This is a genomic window from Solirubrobacter pauli (assembly GCF_003633755.1).
GTDB classification, from domain to species: Bacteria; Actinomycetota; Thermoleophilia; order Solirubrobacterales; family Solirubrobacteraceae; genus Solirubrobacter; species Solirubrobacter pauli.
This window is the reverse complement of record NZ_RBIL01000002.1, coordinates 1,657,320-1,673,797: the sequence shown is the minus strand read 5'-3', so window position 1 is coordinate 1,673,797 and position 16,478 is coordinate 1,657,320. Positions and strand designations below refer to the sequence as shown.

Annotated in this window: 14 protein-coding genes and 1 tRNA gene; 10 read left to right on the top strand and 5 right to left on the bottom strand. The window is 72.2% G+C overall.

Annotation, left to right across the window (positions count from 1 at the left end; genetic code table 11):
* Positions 1-13: 13 nt before the first annotated feature.
* Together C8N24_RS27500 and C8N24_RS27495 are read right to left on the bottom strand one after the other, a co-directional pair.
* Positions 14-1,852, bottom strand: a complete 1,839-nt coding sequence (locus tag C8N24_RS27500; RefSeq protein ID WP_170179465.1) for a M1 family metallopeptidase — start codon at positions 1,850-1,852, stop codon at positions 14-16.
* A 129-nt stretch (positions 1,853-1,981) separates the two neighbouring features.
* Positions 1,982-2,632, bottom strand: a complete 651-nt coding sequence (locus C8N24_RS27495) for a cobalamin B12-binding domain-containing protein (RefSeq protein WP_170179464.1) — start codon at positions 2,630-2,632, stop codon at positions 1,982-1,984.
* 69 nt (positions 2,633-2,701) lie between these two features.
* Between C8N24_RS27495 and C8N24_RS34380 the strand changes: the two genes are divergently transcribed.
* Positions 2,702-2,860: a hypothetical protein gene (locus C8N24_RS34380; protein ID WP_170179463.1), complete on the top strand. Its 159-nt coding sequence runs from the start codon at positions 2,702-2,704 to the stop codon at positions 2,858-2,860.
* Here the strand turns inward: C8N24_RS34380 and C8N24_RS27490 are convergent, their stop codons facing one another.
* Complete coding sequence (locus tag C8N24_RS27490) at positions 2,861-6,583, bottom strand: M14 family zinc carboxypeptidase (protein WP_147448010.1); 3,723 nt, start codon at positions 6,581-6,583, stop codon at positions 2,861-2,863.
* Between the two features lie 151 nt (positions 6,584-6,734).
* On the opposite strand from C8N24_RS27490, the gene C8N24_RS27485 reads away from it, so the two are divergent.
* Positions 6,735-8,249 carry a hypothetical protein gene (locus C8N24_RS27485; protein ID WP_147448009.1) on the top strand — a complete coding sequence of 505 codons (1,515 nt, stop codon included), beginning with the start codon at positions 6,735-6,737 and terminating at the stop codon, positions 8,247-8,249.
* Positions 8,250-8,342: 93 nt separating this feature from the next.
* Here the strand turns inward: C8N24_RS27485 and C8N24_RS27480 are convergent, their stop codons facing one another.
* The gene (locus tag C8N24_RS27480; protein ID WP_121256187.1) at positions 8,343-9,158 is read right to left on the bottom strand and encodes a M55 family metallopeptidase; all 816 of its coding nucleotides are present in this window, start codon (positions 9,156-9,158) and stop codon (positions 8,343-8,345) included.
* Positions 9,159-9,221: 63 nt separating this feature from the next.
* Here C8N24_RS27480 and C8N24_RS27475 point away from each other — a divergent pair, with 63 nt between their 5' ends.
* The gene (locus C8N24_RS27475; protein ID WP_147448008.1) at positions 9,222-10,580 is read left to right on the top strand and encodes a zinc ribbon domain-containing protein; all 1,359 of its coding nucleotides are present in this window, start codon (positions 9,222-9,224) and stop codon (positions 10,578-10,580) included.
* Here the strand turns inward: C8N24_RS27475 and C8N24_RS27470 are convergent.
* Positions 10,581-10,653: transfer RNA gene (locus C8N24_RS27470), tRNA-Arg, on the bottom strand.
* 27 nt (positions 10,654-10,680) lie between these two features.
* Here C8N24_RS27470 and C8N24_RS27465 point away from each other — a divergent pair.
* The 7 genes from C8N24_RS27465 (at position 10,681) to C8N24_RS27435 (ending at position 16,478) form a co-directional block, all read left to right on the top strand.
* Positions 10,681-11,163, top strand: a complete 483-nt coding sequence (locus C8N24_RS27465) for a metallophosphoesterase family protein (protein ID WP_121256183.1) — start codon at positions 10,681-10,683, stop codon at positions 11,161-11,163.
* An 18-nt stretch (positions 11,164-11,181) separates the two neighbouring features.
* A complete protein-coding gene (locus C8N24_RS27460) occupies positions 11,182-11,748 on the top strand; it encodes a winged helix-turn-helix domain-containing protein (RefSeq protein ID WP_121256181.1) in 567 nt (188 codons plus the stop codon).
* The gene (locus tag C8N24_RS27455; protein ID WP_121256179.1) at positions 11,745-12,929 is read left to right on the top strand and encodes an MFS transporter; all 1,185 of its coding nucleotides are present in this window, start codon (positions 11,745-11,747) and stop codon (positions 12,927-12,929) included. Before C8N24_RS27460 ends, C8N24_RS27455 begins: the two co-directional genes overlap by 4 nt.
* 58 nt (positions 12,930-12,987) lie before the next feature.
* Positions 12,988-13,902 (top strand): LysR family transcriptional regulator, encoded by a 915-nt coding sequence (locus C8N24_RS27450; RefSeq protein ID WP_121256177.1) that lies wholly within the window; start codon positions 12,988-12,990, stop codon positions 13,900-13,902.
* Positions 13,903-13,998: 96 nt separating this feature from the next.
* Entirely contained in the window at positions 13,999-14,937 is a 939-nt protein-coding gene (rnz, locus tag C8N24_RS27445) for a ribonuclease Z (RefSeq protein ID WP_121256175.1), read from the top strand.
* Between the two features lie 60 nt (positions 14,938-14,997).
* Positions 14,998-15,546: a bifunctional pyr operon transcriptional regulator/uracil phosphoribosyltransferase PyrR gene (gene pyrR, locus C8N24_RS27440; protein ID WP_121256173.1), complete on the top strand. Its 549-nt coding sequence runs from the start codon at positions 14,998-15,000 to the stop codon at positions 15,544-15,546.
* Entirely contained in the window at positions 15,543-16,478 is a 936-nt protein-coding gene (locus C8N24_RS27435) for an aspartate carbamoyltransferase catalytic subunit (protein ID WP_342794806.1), read from the top strand. The genes pyrR and C8N24_RS27435 overlap by 4 nt, the downstream gene beginning before the upstream one ends.

The following is a 16,478-nucleotide window of genomic DNA, read 5'->3' as shown; positions in this document are numbered from 1 at the left end:
GCTCAGCGCATCCCTAGGGCGTGGTCGTCGACAGCGTGAACGTCAGCGTCTTGGAGTAGGCGCCGGTCCGCAGGGCGTCGGTCGCCTTGATGAGCTGCTTGAAGGTCACGGTGACCTCCTCGTTGGAGACCGGGCCGGCCCAGCTCGTCTTGCCGAGCTCGACGCGCAGCGGCTCCGGCAGCGTGAACGCGCCGTTGGTGAGGCGGCCGGGGTCGCTGACCGCCAGCGTCGCGTCGCCCGCGGTGCTGACGACGGTCGCCTTCGTCGAGGCCGTGTACTCGCGGTCGACGCCCGGCTGGAACGAGCCGAGGCTCGGGACCGCGCCCAGGGTGAGCGCCAGCGTCGCGGGCACGGTGCCGGACACCGTCCCCGGGGCCGGCGTGCTCGCGAAGAACGCCTGCGGGGTCATCGTCGGCTTGCTCGGGGTCTTCAGCCACTGGGTGAAGAACGTGTCGAGCTTGGCCAGGTTCGACGCCTCGAAGCCCGCCTGCTGCTGCGCGACCTTCTTGGCGAGTGCGATGAACTCGTTGATGTTGATGTCCGCGTAGCCGTGCTCGTCGAGCAGGGCGCGCTGGAAGCCGTAGAACGCGGCGTCGCCGACGATCTGCCGGTAGGCCTCGAGCATCAGCGCCGGGCGCGTGTAGACCGGGAACGTGTCGAACAGGTTCGCCCCGCTCGCCAGCGCCGCCGGCGCGACGTTCCAGCGCGTGGGCTGCGACGTCGAGTTGTAGTTGCTGGTGAACTGCTGCGCCGTCGTGGTCGCGCTGCCGTTGAGCTTGTTCGCGAAGTGCCAGGCCCACCAGGTGGCCCAGCCCTCGTTGAACCAGATCTCCTCCCACGTCTGCGGGCCGACGCTGTCGCCGAACCACTGATGCGCGATCTCGTGCGCGAGGGTGCCCACGTTGATCGAGGAGCCGGAGAAGTGCGACTTGGTCTGCGACTCGAGGGCGTAGCCGAGCGAGGTGCGGTGCAGGACCGTGCCGTGGGACTCGTACGGGTACGGGCGGCCGATCAGGCCGGCCATCCACGTGATGATCTCGTCCTGGCGGTTGGCGGTGTTGCGCGCCGTGGTGCGCTGCGCCTCGGTGAGCGCGGCCTCGAAGGCGTCGTACACCTTCAGCGGGTCGCCGCTCTTGCCCTTGGCGGTCGAGCCGGTCCACTCGCGGTAGTCGAACACGCCGACCGTCGCCGTCGTCAGGTACGTGGCCATCGGGTAGTCGAGCGACCAGTGCCAGGTGGTGGTGCCGTCGCCGTTGTCGGTACGCGCGGCGAGCTCGCCGTTGGCCATCGACGTGTGCGTCGCCGGGATCGTGACGAAGAAGTCGTACGTCGCCTTGTCGGACGGGTAGTTGTTCGACGGGAACCACCCCATCGCGCCCTGCGGCTCGTTGACCACGAAGCCACCGGTCGGGATCCGCGACCAGCCCTCGAACGACCCGTCGGGGTCCTGGATCTCCAGCGGCGTGCCGGAGAACTTGATCAGCAGCTTGAACTCGCGGCCGTTGACGATGCCGGCGGCCGGTGTGATGACGAGCTTGTCACCCACGCGCGCGACGCCCGCGGCGATGCCGTCGATCGTGGCTTCGGAGACCGTGTACGCGCGCAGGTCGAGCGCGAGCTCGCTCAGGTTCTGCGTCGCCTTGATCGTGATCTCGGTCTGCGAGCCCGGCAGCATCGTGTTCGCCGCGGGGTCGTACTTGAACGTGTTCGTGTAGTGCAGCGTGTCGTAGCCGCCGTTGCCGAGTGCGGGCATCAGACGGTCGCCGAGGCTCCGCGAGCCCGGGCTGAACTGCTGCGCGTAGGCCGGCGCGCTGAGCGCCAAGCCTGCCAGCAGTCCTCCGACGATGGCCAAAGGCCGACCCCTCATACAAACCCTCCATCCGTGGATGCGTGCACCCCCGCACGCCCAGAGGGTCACGACGCTACAGATGAGTCAGAGGTGAGACAAGCGGACGGATGTCCATATCCATCCACACCCGATTCAACCGGGTGGCGGGATCCGCTCGTACAGGTAGGCGACGAGCTGCCGCGGGTCCTGCTCGACGTGATCGGCCCCCAGCTCCAGCGCCGTCGAACGGGTGGACGCGGTCCACACCTGCCCGCCCGCGACGACGAACGGGCGTGGCGAAAGCCGCGCGAGGCCGCCCAGGACCTCGGCGACACCGTCCAGCGCTCCGGCCGTCGCGGTCGACAGCGCGACCAGGTCCGGCTGCTCGCGCTCGACCAGCGCGAACAGATCCTCGGCGGGCACACCGGGGCCGAGCTGGATCACCTCCCACCCGTCCGCTTCGAGGAAGTCGCCGACCATGCGCGCGCCGAGCGCGTGCTGCTCACCGGGCGTGCCGGTGACCACCGCGAGCCGTCCGTCCCGCTCCGCCCGCGGCAGCCGGCGCGAGAGCCCGTCGAGGATCGACTGCGCGATCGCGGTCGCGTAGTGCTCCTCGGCGACGTTGAGCTCGCCCATCGCCCAGCGGTGGCCGACTTCACGCAGCGCCGGCGCCAGCACGGACAGGTAGAGGTCCGGCACCGGGGTGCCGTTCTCCAGTGCCGCTTCCACCACCCCGCGGGCACGCGCGGAATCCCGGGCCAGCAGGGCATCGAGGAAGTCGGTGCGATGCTCGTCCAGGCTCACGCGCCCGGAATATAACTCCGGACTTCTGGCCAGTGTCCTCCCGAAGCGGTTCACCGTAACGTCACAAACATGACGGAGCCCCAGCAGGACAAAGACCCGAAGGGCGCGCCGCTCGACGATCGCGGTGCGGCACGCCACCTCGTGCATCTCGGGATGACCCCGGACGCGGCGAAGACCTTCGCCGCGTTCCACTCCGGGGCCTACGCGAGCTTCCGCCCGCGCAGCTAGCTACCGCTTGGCCTGGACCGTCTTCGAGGTCTCGCCGACCTTGATGACGACCTTGGGCGCCCTCTTGAGGCGCTTGGCCGACTTCAGCGTGACCTTCACGCGGCCCTTGCCGCTCCAGCGCTTCGTGGTCTTCGCGCCGGAGATCTTCGCCGTGCCGGACAGCTTCGCGCTGCTCGTCGCGGGGGAGACCGCCGTGATCGTGCAGACGATCGAGCGTCCGTCCGAGGACAGGTCGCAGGTGACGCGCACGTTCGGCGTGTCGCCCTTCTCGCCCTTGTCACCCTTCGGGCCGGCCGGGCCGGTGGCGCCGGTCGGACCCGCGGGGCCGGTGGCACCCGTCGCCCCCGTGGGGCCGGTGGCGCCCGTCGCGCCGGTGGCACCGGTCGGACCCGCGGGACCCGTCGGGCCGGCGGGGCCCTGCGGACCCTGCGCACCGCTCGACGCCGCGGACACGTACAGGCCCTTGGTCGTCGCGTCCGCGTCACCCGCCGTGTTGCTGGCGGTGATGCGGGCGCTCACCAGGTGCCCGAGGTCACCGGCGGTGAGCGTGTAGCTCGACTGCGACGCGCCGGCGATCACGTCGCCGTCACGCAGCCACTGCACCGTCGTCGAGGCGGGGTTGTTGAGGAAGCCGCCGTTGACCACGGTCAGCGCGGAGCCGACCGTCGGCGACCCGCTGAGCGTCGGCGCGTTCGCCGGCAGGGGCGCCTCGACGAGCCGCGTCTCGGCGACGATGCGCACCGGGCGCTCGATCGCCTTGACGTTGCCCGCCTTGTCCTCGAGCTCGGCCTTGAGCGTGAGCGTCGTGCCCGACTGCGCGGCCGTCGGCCAGTAGCGGAACTGGAACGGGAACGACCTGTCGGTCGTGATCAGGGTGCCGTTGACGTAGTAGCGGGCCTCCTTGACGTCACCGCGCTCGTCGTAGCCCTGGACCTCGGCGTCGACCGGGCTGTTGGAGCCGATCGAGGCGTTGGCCGCCGGGTAGGTGAAGTCGCCCACCGGAGCCGTCGTGTCGGCGTCGGTCGGCAGCAGGTAGCTGAAGGCACGCGCCACGAGCGTCTCGCGCGTCGCCTGGTCGACCTGCTCGAGGCCGAAGCCGAACGTGATCGTGTCGCGGGTGGACACGGCCACGCCGCCGTTGGCGGCCTGGGCCGGCGTCGTCTGGACGTCGAGCTCGGCGCGCTCCTGGCGCAGTGGCTGCTGCGAGGTGATGCTCGACAGCGTGCGCAGGCGCGTGACCGACTTCGCGCGCGGGACCGCGGTGGTGCCGGCCGCGTCGGTGTTCGGGTCGTCGCCCGCCGCCGTGTCGACGCTGAACGGCGCCACGCCGGCGAAGATGCCGTTCCCGACCGGGCCGACCGGCGCGGCGTTGTAGGTGGTCGAGCCGTAACCGCCGGCCCGCGAGCCGACGCCGAAGAAGTACTGCTCGATGTCGTTGTTGACGTCGTGCGGGCGCAGGTAGGCCGTGCCCGGACGGTCGTCGTCGCCGCCGCCGTTGGGCGGGTAGTTGAAGCCGTACAGCGGGTCCGCGTAGAACTGGAAGCTCGAGTACGCGGTCAGGCTCGTGCTGGTGGACGCGAACGTGACGTTGGCGTTGCGCCCGTCGAGGACCGCCTTGCCGCCCTCGTTGAGGTAGTCGCGCAGCTCGAACCAACCCTTGACCGCCCACGAGGCGACCACGTTGGAGCCGGTGAAGGCCGTCGCCGTGCTCAGGTAGCGCGGGTTGGTCTCAGCGGGCTCCTGCGGGACGTAGTCGTCGCCCGTGTAGTAGTCGACGGCGTCGAAGTGCGAGAAGACGCCGAGGAACGTGGGGTTGCGCTGGCCCGCGACGCCGGCGGCGTTCAGCGGCGGCGCGTCGGTGTTGAACGTGTCGACCTCGTACCCGGCGGCCTTCAGCGCGTCCACGTGCTGCTGCAGGTAGCGCGGCGCGGTGGCGTAGCCGGCCTTGCGGTTCGGCGAGGTGCCGGTGTAGTCCTCGGCCGCGACCACGAGCACGCGCTTCTTGGTCTTGTCCTGCTGCGTCGAGGCGATCCGGTAGGAGAAGCGCTGCTGCTGCCCGCCCGCGCGGACGGTGACGGCGACCGTGTCACCGACCGTCGGCACCCGCGGCGCGGCGGCCGTGTTCCAGTTCTCCGGCAGCGTCACGCGGACGCGCTGGAAGTACGTGCCCGGGACGTCGCCGTAGCGCTCGCCGCCGAGGTAGGGCGTGGCGCGCAGCAGCTGCGAGCGCGAGGTGCCGCCCGGGCCGGAGATCGTGGCCGAGACGTCGACGTTGCCGAGCGAGCGGCGCACGACGGCCTCGACGATCTGCGGGCCGCCGTAGGAGACGTCGAACTTGGTCGGCTGGATGTCGACCGTCGGCTTGACCTGGTACTCCGCCGGGTCCTGCGTGAAGTTCGACGGCCGGTCCGGGTGCGTCGCCGAGTTGACCAGGTTCAGCGCCAGGTCGAGGTTCTTGTCGAAGACGGCGCGGACCTTGGTCTCGTCGTCCGGGAAGACGAACGAGCTGCCCGACGCGCCCGCGGTGGCGGCCGTGTCCAGCTCGGGCGTGAAGCCGATCGTGCCGTGCTGCAGGTACGCCCAGTCGACGGTCTCACCGTGGGTGACGTAGAGCTCGGACGCCTGCTGCGGCGTGTACGGGTCGACCGCGGCGTCGCCGTCGGTGCCGCTGAGCGCGCGCGAGAGGGTGTCGTCGTCGGACGGGCGGTTGGTGATGAAGCCGAAGGAGGCGTTCAGCAGCTGCGCGGCCGAGTGGTAGTTGAGGTTGTAGACCGGCTTGATCTTCTTCAGGAAGCGGTCGTACGCCGCGTTCTCGGGCTCGGAGTTCGCGTACGGGCCGCGGTAGTCCTCGGCCGACGGCGTCGGGCTGGAGCCCTCGTTGTCGAGCGCCCACTGCTCCGGGAAGTTGCGGTTCGGGTCGACGCCGTCGCCGGCGTTGCCGTAGATGCCGTCGTTGTTGTTGTCGCGCAGCGTCTTGCGCCACAGGCGGTTGGAGCTCGCCGCGCCCGGGCCGCAGAGCGCGACCGCCGCGCCGGTGCCGCAGGTGAACGTGTAGTCGTAGCCGTCCGGGTTGAAGACGGGCAGCACCCAGATCTCGGTCGTCTTGAGCAGCTCGGCGACGCGTGCGTCCCGCTTGTGCTCGAGGAACCACTTCGCCTCGCGGCGGGCGACCTCGGCCGCGATCCACTCGCGGGCGTGGTTGACGGCGCCGAAGAGCACCGACGGGCGCGTGCCGTCGGCGACGTTGCGCGCGTCGTCGGTGATCTTGATGGCGAGGATCGGCTTGCCGAGCAGCGACTTGCCGATCTCGACGACCTTGGCCACGTCCTTGTTGGCGGCGGCCTCGGCGCGCAGCTCGTCCGCGATGCCGCCGGGCTCCGAGTAGGAGCGGAAGACGTCGTAGTACGGGTTGGGGCTGTCGCCGCCGGTGGCGACGACGCCCGGCTTGTCGAGCTGCTGGGCGGTCAGCTCGACGCCCTGGGCCTCCAGCGCGGCGGCCTGGGTCTTGGTGACGGCGATCTCGAGCTTCTGCTCGCCGAGGACGCCGGCCTTGAAGCCGGCGTGGTCGAGCTCGATCCCCGAGTCGGCGACGATGCCGGCCTGCGCGTGCGACACGGTCGCCTCGTACGGCTGCAGCTTCTCGTCGGGCGGGCCGGCCGCGAGCGCCGGGCTCGCGGACAGCAGGAATACGGCGGCGGACGCCGCGAGTGCGCGGGTGCGCAAGATGGTTGACCCCCTCGATGGCAAACGGACGAGGGAGATAAATACATAAACCCGATCGGATTAGAGGTAAATGAGCGTGGAGGTCGCTCAACACCGCTCCTAGGGAGATCCCCGATGCGCCGGGTGGGCCATGACCGTAGCGTCGCCCGCCATGCTCCCCGCTCTCCGGCTCCTCTTCCTGACACTGGGCGTCCTGCTGATATCCGGCTCGGCCGCGCACGCGGCCACGAAGTCGCTCCCGCTGCCCGCCGAAGGCCAGGTCGCCGTGACCTTCGCGGGCGGCGTCAAGAGCGTGAAGGTCAAGTCCGCGCCGGCGGGCGTCACGGTGGCCGGAGGTGTCAAGGGCGACAAGCTCGCGGTGGCGGTCGTGCGCCCGCGCGGCGTGGCCGCCGGCGGCAAGGTCGTGCTCACGCTCAAGGGCAAGGTCACGGGGTTGAAGACCGTGGCGGCCGCGCTCGACGGCGGCGGCAAGGCGCCCGCCTGCTCGGGCCTCGACAAGCGGCTCGCCAAGCGCCTCGCGGGCAAGGCGGACGTGAAGGGCCTCGCCGGCGTGCTGGCCGCGAAGCTCTGCGGCAAGCCGGCGCCGGCCGACGCCGCGGCGGTGCTCACGCAACTCGGGCTGGGCGCCGCGCCCGCGCCCGCGCCGCCCGCGCCCGGTGCCGGGCCGGCCGCGCCGGCGACCGGCGGGCGGATCGCCGCGCCGCCCGCGCGCTCGACCCCGGCCCCGACCCCGACCCCACCGCCGCCCGGCAAGCCGTGCGCGAACGGTGCCGACGACGACCGCGACGGCCAGGTCGACGCCGAGGACCCGGGCTGCGCCGACGGCAACGACGCGTCGGAGACGGGCGAGGTCGACGTGTCCGCCGAGTGCCTTCAGAACGGCTCAGGCGCCGGCATGGGTGAGAGCACGAAGGGGCTGGGCGTCGGCATCAACCGCTGCGGCCAGTTCACGAAGGTGCGCGTGGACGCCGCGCCGGGCGTCGCCGCGTGCGAGGTCTTCACCGGCGGTCCCGGCTGGACCTGCACCACGTCCGGCGGCTACGGCGTCGCGACCGGGCCGGCCGTCGACACCGCGGACATGAACCTCACCCTCACCGGCCCTGCGAGCTGCGCGCGCAAGGTGACGATCGCCCTCTACCGTCCCGGCGGCGAGGTCGCCGAGCTGTACGGGCCGATCGCGCGCTGCAAGACGGGCAGCGACGCACCGGCGTGCTCGAACGGCGTCGACGACGACGGCGACGGCATGGTCGACGACCACTTCGCGGATGCCGCCGTCGATCCCGACCCGGGCTGCACGTCGACGACGGACACGTCCGAGAGCTCCGAGGTGCTCGCCCCGGCGTCCTGCAAGATCGCGCTGGGCCTCTGGAACGACGAGGGCGACATCGCCGGTGCGACCGCCGAGGGCTGCGGCGGCCTGCGCGGCTTCTGGTTCCGCGCGCCCGGCACCGTGACCGAGTGCGGGCACCGCTTCGGGGCGGGCGCGCTGCTCGGCTGCGAGAAGGTGCGCCAGACCGGCGGCACGATGTTCGACGGGCCGAGCTTCGACACGCTGTCGGTCTACACGGCGCTGGACGCGCCCGCCGACTGCCGGCCGATGACGCTCACGCTGATCCGCGAGGACTACAGCGTCTGGTACTACCGCGCCAAGCTGGAAGGCTGCTGAGAGCCCCGGCATGCGCACCCCCGCACGATTCTGGCGGCCGCCGATCGACGCCTGACGACCACCAGCGATCGCGCGTGGCGCGCACGCCGGGGCTCAGCGGGCGAGGTAGATCGCCCGCCAGGCCTCCCACCACGTGCCCGCGGTCGCCTCGATCGTCCGCGGGCCGGTGACGGTCACGTCGGGGCGGTTGCGGTACGGGTCCGCCTGGTCGGCGGTGTTGAGCTCGACCGTGATCGTGCACGGCGCCCCGGGCTCGTAGACCGGGGCGCGCGTGACGTCCTCGAGCGCCGCGCGGGTGGCCTGCTCGATGTCGGCGCGGGCGCGCGCGGGGGAGTGGTGGCGGGCGCTGAAGCGGCCGAGCCCCGTCTTGACCGTCAGGGTCTGCAGGCCCGGGCCGAGCAGGGCGGCGGCCTCCGCGCAGACGACGTCGTCGCCCGTGACCAGGGCGATCGGCGCGCCCCAGGTGCCGCACAGCGCGGCGTTGATGCCGACTTCGCCGACCTCGACGCCGTTGAAGAAGAGCGCGTGCCAGTTGGTGGAGCTGACCGTGTGCGAGAGCACGCCGCGCTCGGCGCCCGCCATCGCGTGCTGGCCGACGAGCAGCGCGGCGTCGCAGCCCTGCTCGAGGAAGCCGGTGTACTCCGTCCAGCGCGTCTGCACGACGAACTCCGCCCGCGGGTCCAGCCGGTCGGGCACGAGCGAGTTGAACGACCGGTCGCCTCCCGCGCCGTGGCAGTCCATCACGACCACCTCGGTGGCGCCCGCGGCGAACGCGCCGCGTACGGCCGCGTTGAGCTCCTCGGTGTAGAGGAGGCGGCCCTCCTCGTACCCGGGCGCGCCGGCCATCACCTGATCCCAGCGGCAGATCCCGGCCACGCCCTCCATATCGCTGATGACGAAGACGCGCATCCGGCGGGCGCAAGTGATATCCACTCAGCGCTCGGGAGGCAACCGGGAACCCTTTTGACCGACGTGAACTTCTGCCCCAGCTGCGGCACGCGACTCAGCGCGCGCGCATACGTCTGCCCGTCGTGCGGCGCGCGGCAGGACGAGTTCGACCTCCCGGACCACGACGAGGACCGCCCGGCGCCGACGTTCCCGACGGCCGCCGTGATCCGCGCGGTCCCGGCGCCGGACAGCACCCCACCCGCTTCCGGGCCTCCGGTCGAAGGCCTGGCGCGCGCGGCGGCCGTGGCGGCCGGGATCGCGGCCGCGATCGCGGCGGGCGTGGTGCTGCTGGCGGGGCTGCTGATCGCCCTCGTCACCCCCGACAACTCGCTGATCGGGAGCGTCGGCATCGGCACGTCGCTGCCGACCGAGACGTTCCGGCAGGCGGTCGGCACGCTGCTCGCGCCGATGGTCGACCGCAGCGACACGCTGCTCGCCGGCAGCCGCCGCCTGCACCCGCTGATCCTGCTGGCCGTCCCGCTCACGGCGCTCGCGCTCGCGGTGCGCAGCCAGCTGCACCGCACCGAGGGTGCACCGCCGCTCGCCCGCTTCGGCTGGGCACTGCTCGTCGCCCTGCCGTTCGGCGTGCTTATGTGCGTCTTCGCCCTCCTCGGTGGCAAGACGGAGCTCACCGCCGTGTCGCCGCCCCCCGGCAACGCGTTCGCGCTCGGCGTCCTCTGGGGTCTCGTCGGCGCGCTGATCGGCACGGCCGGCGTGCTGCCGTTGCGCGAGCTGGTGGCGCTGCCGCCGGCCGCCGCCCGCGCGCTCGCCGCCGCCCTGTCCACGCTGCGCCCGCTCGCGGCGGTGCTGGCGGTCTGCACGGTCGTGGCGCTGGTCGGCTGGCTCGTGCAGGTCGGCGCCGACGCGGGCGGCGTCCGCGAAGGCCGCGGCACCGCCACTGCGCTGATCGAGGAAGCCACCTACGCCGTCGACCACGGCGTGAACCTCACCGCCCTGAGCGCCGGCGTGCTGTTCCGCCCCGACGCCACCAGCGCGCTCGGCCTCCCGTTCCCCGTCGACGCGCCCGAGCGCGTCCCCGGCTCCGACGGCGCCTTCCGGATCTTCTCCTACGCCGACCGGCTGCCCGCGGCCGTCTTCTGGCCCGCGGTCACGCTCCTGCTCGCGCTGATGATCGCCGGCGCGGTCGCCGCCGGCGTCGCGGCCGCCCGCTCCGCGGGGGCCGGCACGCTCCAACGCGCGGCGGCGTGGGGCGCGATCACCGGCCCGGCGTGGGCGCTCACCATGGCCGTCGCGCTCGTCCTCGCGGGCGGCCTCTACCACGGTGACGCCGGCGACGGCTCGGCGTTCGGGATCTTCCTCGTCGGCGGCGCGGTACTCGGCGCGGCCGGCGGCGTGCTGCACGCACGACGGCGATCCACCTGACGCGCCCGGCAGGATTCGAACCTGCGACCTCGCGCTCCGGAGGCGCGCGCTCTATCCACTGAGCTACGGGCGCTCGGGGCGAGGTAGCTTAGCGGCCGAGATGCTCCTCGCGGTGATCTCCGACACCCACATGCCGCGCGGGCGGCGGCGGCTTCCGGTCGAGCACCTGGTCGGTGCGGACGCGATCCTGCACGCGGGGGACTTCATGGAGCGGTCGGTGCTGGAAGAGCTGCAGGCGCTCGGGCCGCCGGTGCACGCGGTGTGCGGGAATGTCGACGACGCGTGGCTGCGGGCCCGGCTGCCGCTGCAGCGCACCCTCGAGCTCGCGGGGGTGCGGATCGGGATGGTGCACGACGCCGGGCCGGCCTCCGGGCGGCTCGCGCGCATGCGACGGCGCTTCCCCGACGAGGACGCGGTGGTCTTCGGGCACAGCCACATCCCGCTGCACGAGACCGGGGCGGACGGCTTCCAGATCTTCAACCCGGGGTCGCCGACCGACAAGCGCCGCCAGCCGCACCACACGCTGGGGCTGGCGCGGATCGAGGATCGAAAGATCACTTTCGACTTGATCCGGCTCACATAGCAAGATACCTTTCGAAACATGGCTTTCGACAGGATGCCCGAGGTCACCGACCCGAAGGCGATGCGTGCGCTCGCGCATCCGGTCCGGATCGCGCTGCTGGAGGCGCTCACGATCCACGGGCAGCTGACCGCCACCGAGGCCGGGGAGATCGTGGGGGAGAGCCCGGCGAACGCCTCGTTCCACCTGCGCCAGCTGGCCAAGTACGGCTACGTCGAGGAGGCCGGGGGCGGCACCGGGCGACGTCGGCCGTGGAAGCGCAAGTACCTCGGCATGAGCTTCAGCGAGGTGCACGACGACCCGGAGACGGCGACCGCCGCCCGGGAGCTGAGCCGCACGATGACGCAGCGGTACCTGGCGCGCGCGGAGGAGGGGCTCGAGGAGAACCGCTCGCAGCCGCGCGAGTGGCGCAACGCCCTCGGCTGGAACCAGATGGGGCTCTACCTCACCGCGGAGGAGCTGCAGGCGCTCGGCGACGAGATCGTCGAGCTGATGCTCCAGCGGTTCGGCGAGCGCCGCGTGCGCACCGACAGCACGCCGCAGGACGCCGAGCGCGTCGAGCTCCTGACGTTCTCCTACCGCGTATGAGACGCCTGCTGGCCCACCGCGACGCGCGGCTGTTCCTCGCCGGCCAGTCGCTGAGCCTGCTCGGCGACACCGCACTGTGGCTCGCGCTCGGGCTGTGGGTGAAGGAGCTGACGGGCTCGAGCTCGGCGGCCGGGCTCGTGTTCCTGTGCATCGTCGCGCCCGGCCTGCTGTCGCCGCTCGGCGGCCTGCTGGTGGACCGGATGCGCCGCCGCACGCTGCTGATGGTGGTCAACCCGCTGACGGCGCTGTCGGTGCTCCCGCTCCTGCTGGTCCGGGACGCGGGCGACGTGTGGATCATCTACGCCGTCGCGTTCGTATACGGCACGTCCTACGTCGTGCTCGCCGCCGGGCAGTCGGCGCTGCTGGTCACGCTGGTGCCGGGCGAGCTGCTGCCGTCGGCCAACGCGGCGCTGCAGACCGTGCGCGAGGCGCTGCGGCTGGTCGCGCCGGTCGCGGGCGCCGGGCTGTACGCCGTCGCGGGCGGCGGCGCCGTGGCGATCCTCGACGCCACCACGTTCCTGCTCGCCACCGGCGCGCTCGTGGCGCTCCGGCTGCGCGAGCCCCGGCCGGAGCCGAGCACCGGGCACTGGCTGCACGAGATCGCGGCGGGCGCGCGCCAGATCGCCCGCGTCCCCGAGCTCAAGCGGCTGGTGCTGGGCATGGCGGCGGGGATGCTCGTGATGGGCTTCGGCGAGACGGTGATCTTCGAGATCCCGCGCGCGCTCGGCCAGCCGGACTCGTTCTACGGCGTGCTGATGGCGATCGGCGGCGTCGGGGCGATCGCCGGCGCGCTGACGGCCTCGACCGTCATGCGGCGTCGCGGCGAGACCGCGCTGACGGCGCTCGGCATGACGATCTTCGCCATCGGCTGCCTGCTGATGATGGACTCCTTCGCCGCCGTGATCATCGCCGGGAAGATCCTCTTCAACTTCGGCGTGCCGTGGATGATCATCGGCATGGTCACGCTGATCCAGCGGTCGACGCCCGGGCCGCTGCAGGGCCGGACCTACGCCGCCAGCGAGTTCGCGCTCGGGCTGCCGCAGACGCTCGGGATCGCGCTCGGCGCGGGCCTGGTGGCGCTGCTCGACTACCGCCTGCTGCTGCTCACGCAGGCCGCCGTGTGCGGCGCGACCGGCGTCTACCTCCTGGTCCGGCTGTCGCACAGGCATCAGCTGGGCTGATGGCTGCCAGCAGAACCATGAGTTCGACTTGGGCTGCCGGCGCTGGCACGATGGATCCATGGAGCTCCGCCACCTGCGAACCGTCGAAGCCGTCGCCCGCCACCGCTCGCTGACCAAGGCCGGCGAGGAGCTCTTCCTCACGCAGTCCGCGGTGTCCCAGCAGATCCGGCGGTTGGAGGCCGAGCTCGGGGTCGACGTGTTCCACCGCACGAGCCGGCGCGTGGAGCTGACGGCCGAGGGCCGCGTGATCCTCGGCTACGCGCAGCGCGCGCTCGCGGAGGTCGACCGGCTGCAGGACGAGCTCGAGCAGATCACCGGGCTGCTCACGGGCGAGCTGCGGATCGGCGGCCTGTACCCGACCGGTCAATACGACCTGTTCACGATGCTCGCCGACTTCCGGGCCGCGCACCCCGGGGTCGCGATCCACATGACCGAGGGCACGCAGGACGACACGTTCGCGGCGCTCCGCGGCGACGAGCTGGACTGCGCGTTCATCGCGCACGACCCGGACGCGATCGGCGACGAGTTCCAGGCCGAGCTGGTCTTCCAGGACGAGCTGGTGGTCGCGCTGCCCGCCGACCACGCGCTGGCCGGCAAGCGCGCGGTGAGCTTCGAGGACGTCGCCTCGACCGACCTCGTCGCCTACCGCGAGAACTCCGCGATGCGGCTGCGCCTGGAGCGCAAGATGGCCGCCCGCGGCCTGCAGCCGCGCAACGCGTTCATCTGCACCGAGATGGCGGCCGTCCGCGCGCTCGCCAGCAGCGGGCTGGGCGTGGCGGTGATCCCGCGGTCCGTGGCCGAGCAGCCCGGCCCGCCGATCGAGCTGCGCCCGTTCGGCCCCGACGCGCTGACGTGGCCGGTGGCGCTGGTGTGGCGCGCCGCGCGCCGGCAGTCGCCCGCGGGCAGCGCGTTCCTGAAGGTCGCGATCGACTACGCGCGGCGCACGCCGCGTCCCGAGCTGCGCGCCGCCTGAGCGCCCCTGCCCGTCGGGCAGCGTTGTGCAGACCGCGGGGACCAGGGGCCCCGGGGCGCCGATGGGGCGCCGGGCGTCAGCTAGCCTCGCGGGCCGATGGATCTGTCGCTCCTCTTCGCGGGCACCGCGGGCTCGGTGCCCACGCCCAAGCGCGGGCTGCCCGCGATCCTGCTGCGCGCGGGCGGCGAGCGGATCCTGTTCGACTGCGGCGAGGGCACCCAGCACCAGCTGCTCCGGAGCGTCGGGCTGCCGGACCTGGACGCGATCTTCATCACCCACCTGCACCTGGACCACTGGCTCGGGCTGCCGGGGATGATCAAGAGCTTCGACATGCGCGACCGCGACTCGCAGCTGGAGATCTTCGGCCCGCCCGGCTTCATGGCGCTCTTCCAGCAGGTGATCCGGCCGATCATCGGCCGCACGAAGTACCGGCTGGACGTCGGCGACCTCGACCCGCACGAGGAGATCGGCTACGACGGGTTCGTCATCCAGGGCTTCCCGGTCAAGCACCGCGTCGAGGCGTTCGGCTACGCGATGATCGAGGACGACCGCCCGGGCCGCTTCGACGCGCAGCGCGCCACCGAGCTCGGCGTCACGCCCGGCCCGGACTTCGGCCGCCTCCAGCGCGGCGAGACCGTCGACGGCGTCACGCCGGACCAGGTCATGGGCGAGGGCCGGCCCGGCCGCCGGATCGTCTACTCCGGCGACACGATGCCCTGCCAGACGACCGAGGTCTACGCCGCCGGCGCCGACGTGCTGATCCACGAGGCGACGTTCCTGGAGGACGAGCGCGCCCGCGCGCGCGAGACCGGCCACTCCACCGCCGCCCAGGCCGCCCGGCTCGCCCTCGACGCGAAGGTCAAGCTGCTCGCGCTCACGCACCTGTCCACGCGCTACTTCCCGCGCGAGATCCGTGACGAGGCGCGCGCGACCTTCGAGAACACCGTCGTGCCGCGCGACTTCGACGCGATCGAGGTGCCGTTCCCCGAGCGTGGCGAGCCGCAGCTGGTCAAGTACGAGCCGGAAGCGTCCTGAGCCGCTGCTAGGTTGACGGCGTCCCTTTAACCCGGTCCGGAGAGGCCAGGAAGGAACCGCGTGTCAGAACCCAAGATCGTCCTCGACGAGGACGACATCCGCCGCACGCTCGTACGCATCGCGCACGAGGTCGTCGAGAAGAACAACGGCCGTCCGGTCGCCCTCGTGGGCATCCACCGGCGCGGCGCGTTCCTCGCGAACCGCCTGCACCAGCTCGTCTGCGACCTGCTCGACCAGCAGGTGCCGCTCGGCGACATCGACATCGCGTTCTACCGCGACGACATCGCCAGCCGCCGGCCCGACCCGCACGTGAACGCGTCCAACCTCGACTTCCGGCTCGAGGACTACACGGTCGTGCTCGTCGACGACGTGCTCTACACGGGCCGCACGGTCCGGGCGGCGATCGAGGCGCTGTTCGACTACGGGCGCCCGCAGCGCGTCCAGCTCGCCGTGCTGGCCGACCGCGGCCATCGCGAGCTGCCGCTGCGCCCCGACTACGTGGGCAAGAACCTGCCGACCGCGCGCGCCGAGCGCGTCAACGTCCGCGTCGCCGAGATCGACGGCGTCGACGAGGTCACCATCACCGAGCTCGAGGAGGCGTTCGCCTGATGCGGCACCTGCTGTCCATCAACGACCTCGACCGCCAGGGCATCGAGCAGATCCTGGACCGGGCGAAGACGTTCACCGAGGTCTCCGAGCGCGAGATCAAGAAGGTCCCCGCGCTGCGCGGCCGTCGCGTCCTGAACCTGTTCTACGAGTCGAGCACGCGCACGCGCTCCTCGTTCGAGCTGGCCGCGAAGTCGCTGAGCGCCGACGTGATCAACTTCGCCGCCTCGGGCAGCGCTGTGGACAAGGGCGAGTCGCTCAAGGACACGGTCCAGACGCTGTCCGCCTACCGGCCGGACCTGATCGTCATCCGCACGCCGTTCGTCGGCGCGGCCGAGCTGGTCGCGGGCTGGACCACGGCCGGCGTCGTCAACGCCGGCGACGGCAAGCACGAGCACCCGACCCAGGCGCTGCTCGACGTCTACACGCTGCGCGAGCGGCTCGGTTCGCTCGAAGGCGCGAACATCTGGATCGTCGGCGACATCACCCACTCGCGCGTCGCCCGCAGCTGCATCCTCGCGTTCCAGATGATGGGCGCGAAGGTCACGGTCGCCGGCCCGCCGACGCTGATCCCGCGCGGGATGGAGGCGCTGTGCGAGGTCCGCTACGACCTCGACGACCTGGCCGAGGCCGATGTCGTCTACGCGCTGCGGATGCAGAACGAGCGGATGACGGACTCGTTCGTCCCGTCGCTGCGCGAGTACGCGGCCCGCTACCAGATCGACGGCCGCCGGCTGCACCCGCGCCAGGTGCTCATGCACCCCGGCCCGGTCAACCGCGGCGTGGAGCTCGCCGCCGAGGTCATCGACTCGCCGCAGGCCGTCATCGGCCAGCAGGTCGAGGCGGGCGTCGTCGTCCGCATGGCCGTGCTCTATGACCTTCTGACGGGCCGCAACGCGCCGAAGCCCGCCATCACGACCGCCGTTCCCGCCTAG

Bases quoted from the DNA above. Each gene is read 5' to 3' on its own strand.
- C8N24_RS34380 (WP_170179463.1), top strand. From the start codon at position 2,702: ATGACGGAGCCCCAGCAGGACAAAGACCCGAAGGGCGCGCCGCTCGAC.
- C8N24_RS27485 (WP_147448009.1), top strand. From the start codon at position 6,735: ATGCTCCCCGCTCTCCGGCTCCTCTTCCTGACACTGGGCGTCCTGCTG.
- C8N24_RS27480 (WP_121256187.1), bottom strand. From the start codon at position 9,158: ATGCGCGTCTTCGTCATCAGCGATATGGAGGGCGTGGCCGGGATCTGC.
- C8N24_RS27465 (WP_121256183.1), top strand. From the start codon at position 10,681: ATGCTCCTCGCGGTGATCTCCGACACCCACATGCCGCGCGGGCGGCGG.
- C8N24_RS27460 (WP_121256181.1), top strand. From the start codon at position 11,182: ATGGCTTTCGACAGGATGCCCGAGGTCACCGACCCGAAGGCGATGCGT.
- C8N24_RS27455 (WP_121256179.1), top strand. From the start codon at position 11,745: ATGAGACGCCTGCTGGCCCACCGCGACGCGCGGCTGTTCCTCGCCGGC.
- C8N24_RS27450 (WP_121256177.1), top strand. From the start codon at position 12,988: ATGGAGCTCCGCCACCTGCGAACCGTCGAAGCCGTCGCCCGCCACCGC.
- rnz (WP_121256175.1), top strand. From the start codon at position 13,999: ATGGATCTGTCGCTCCTCTTCGCGGGCACCGCGGGCTCGGTGCCCACG.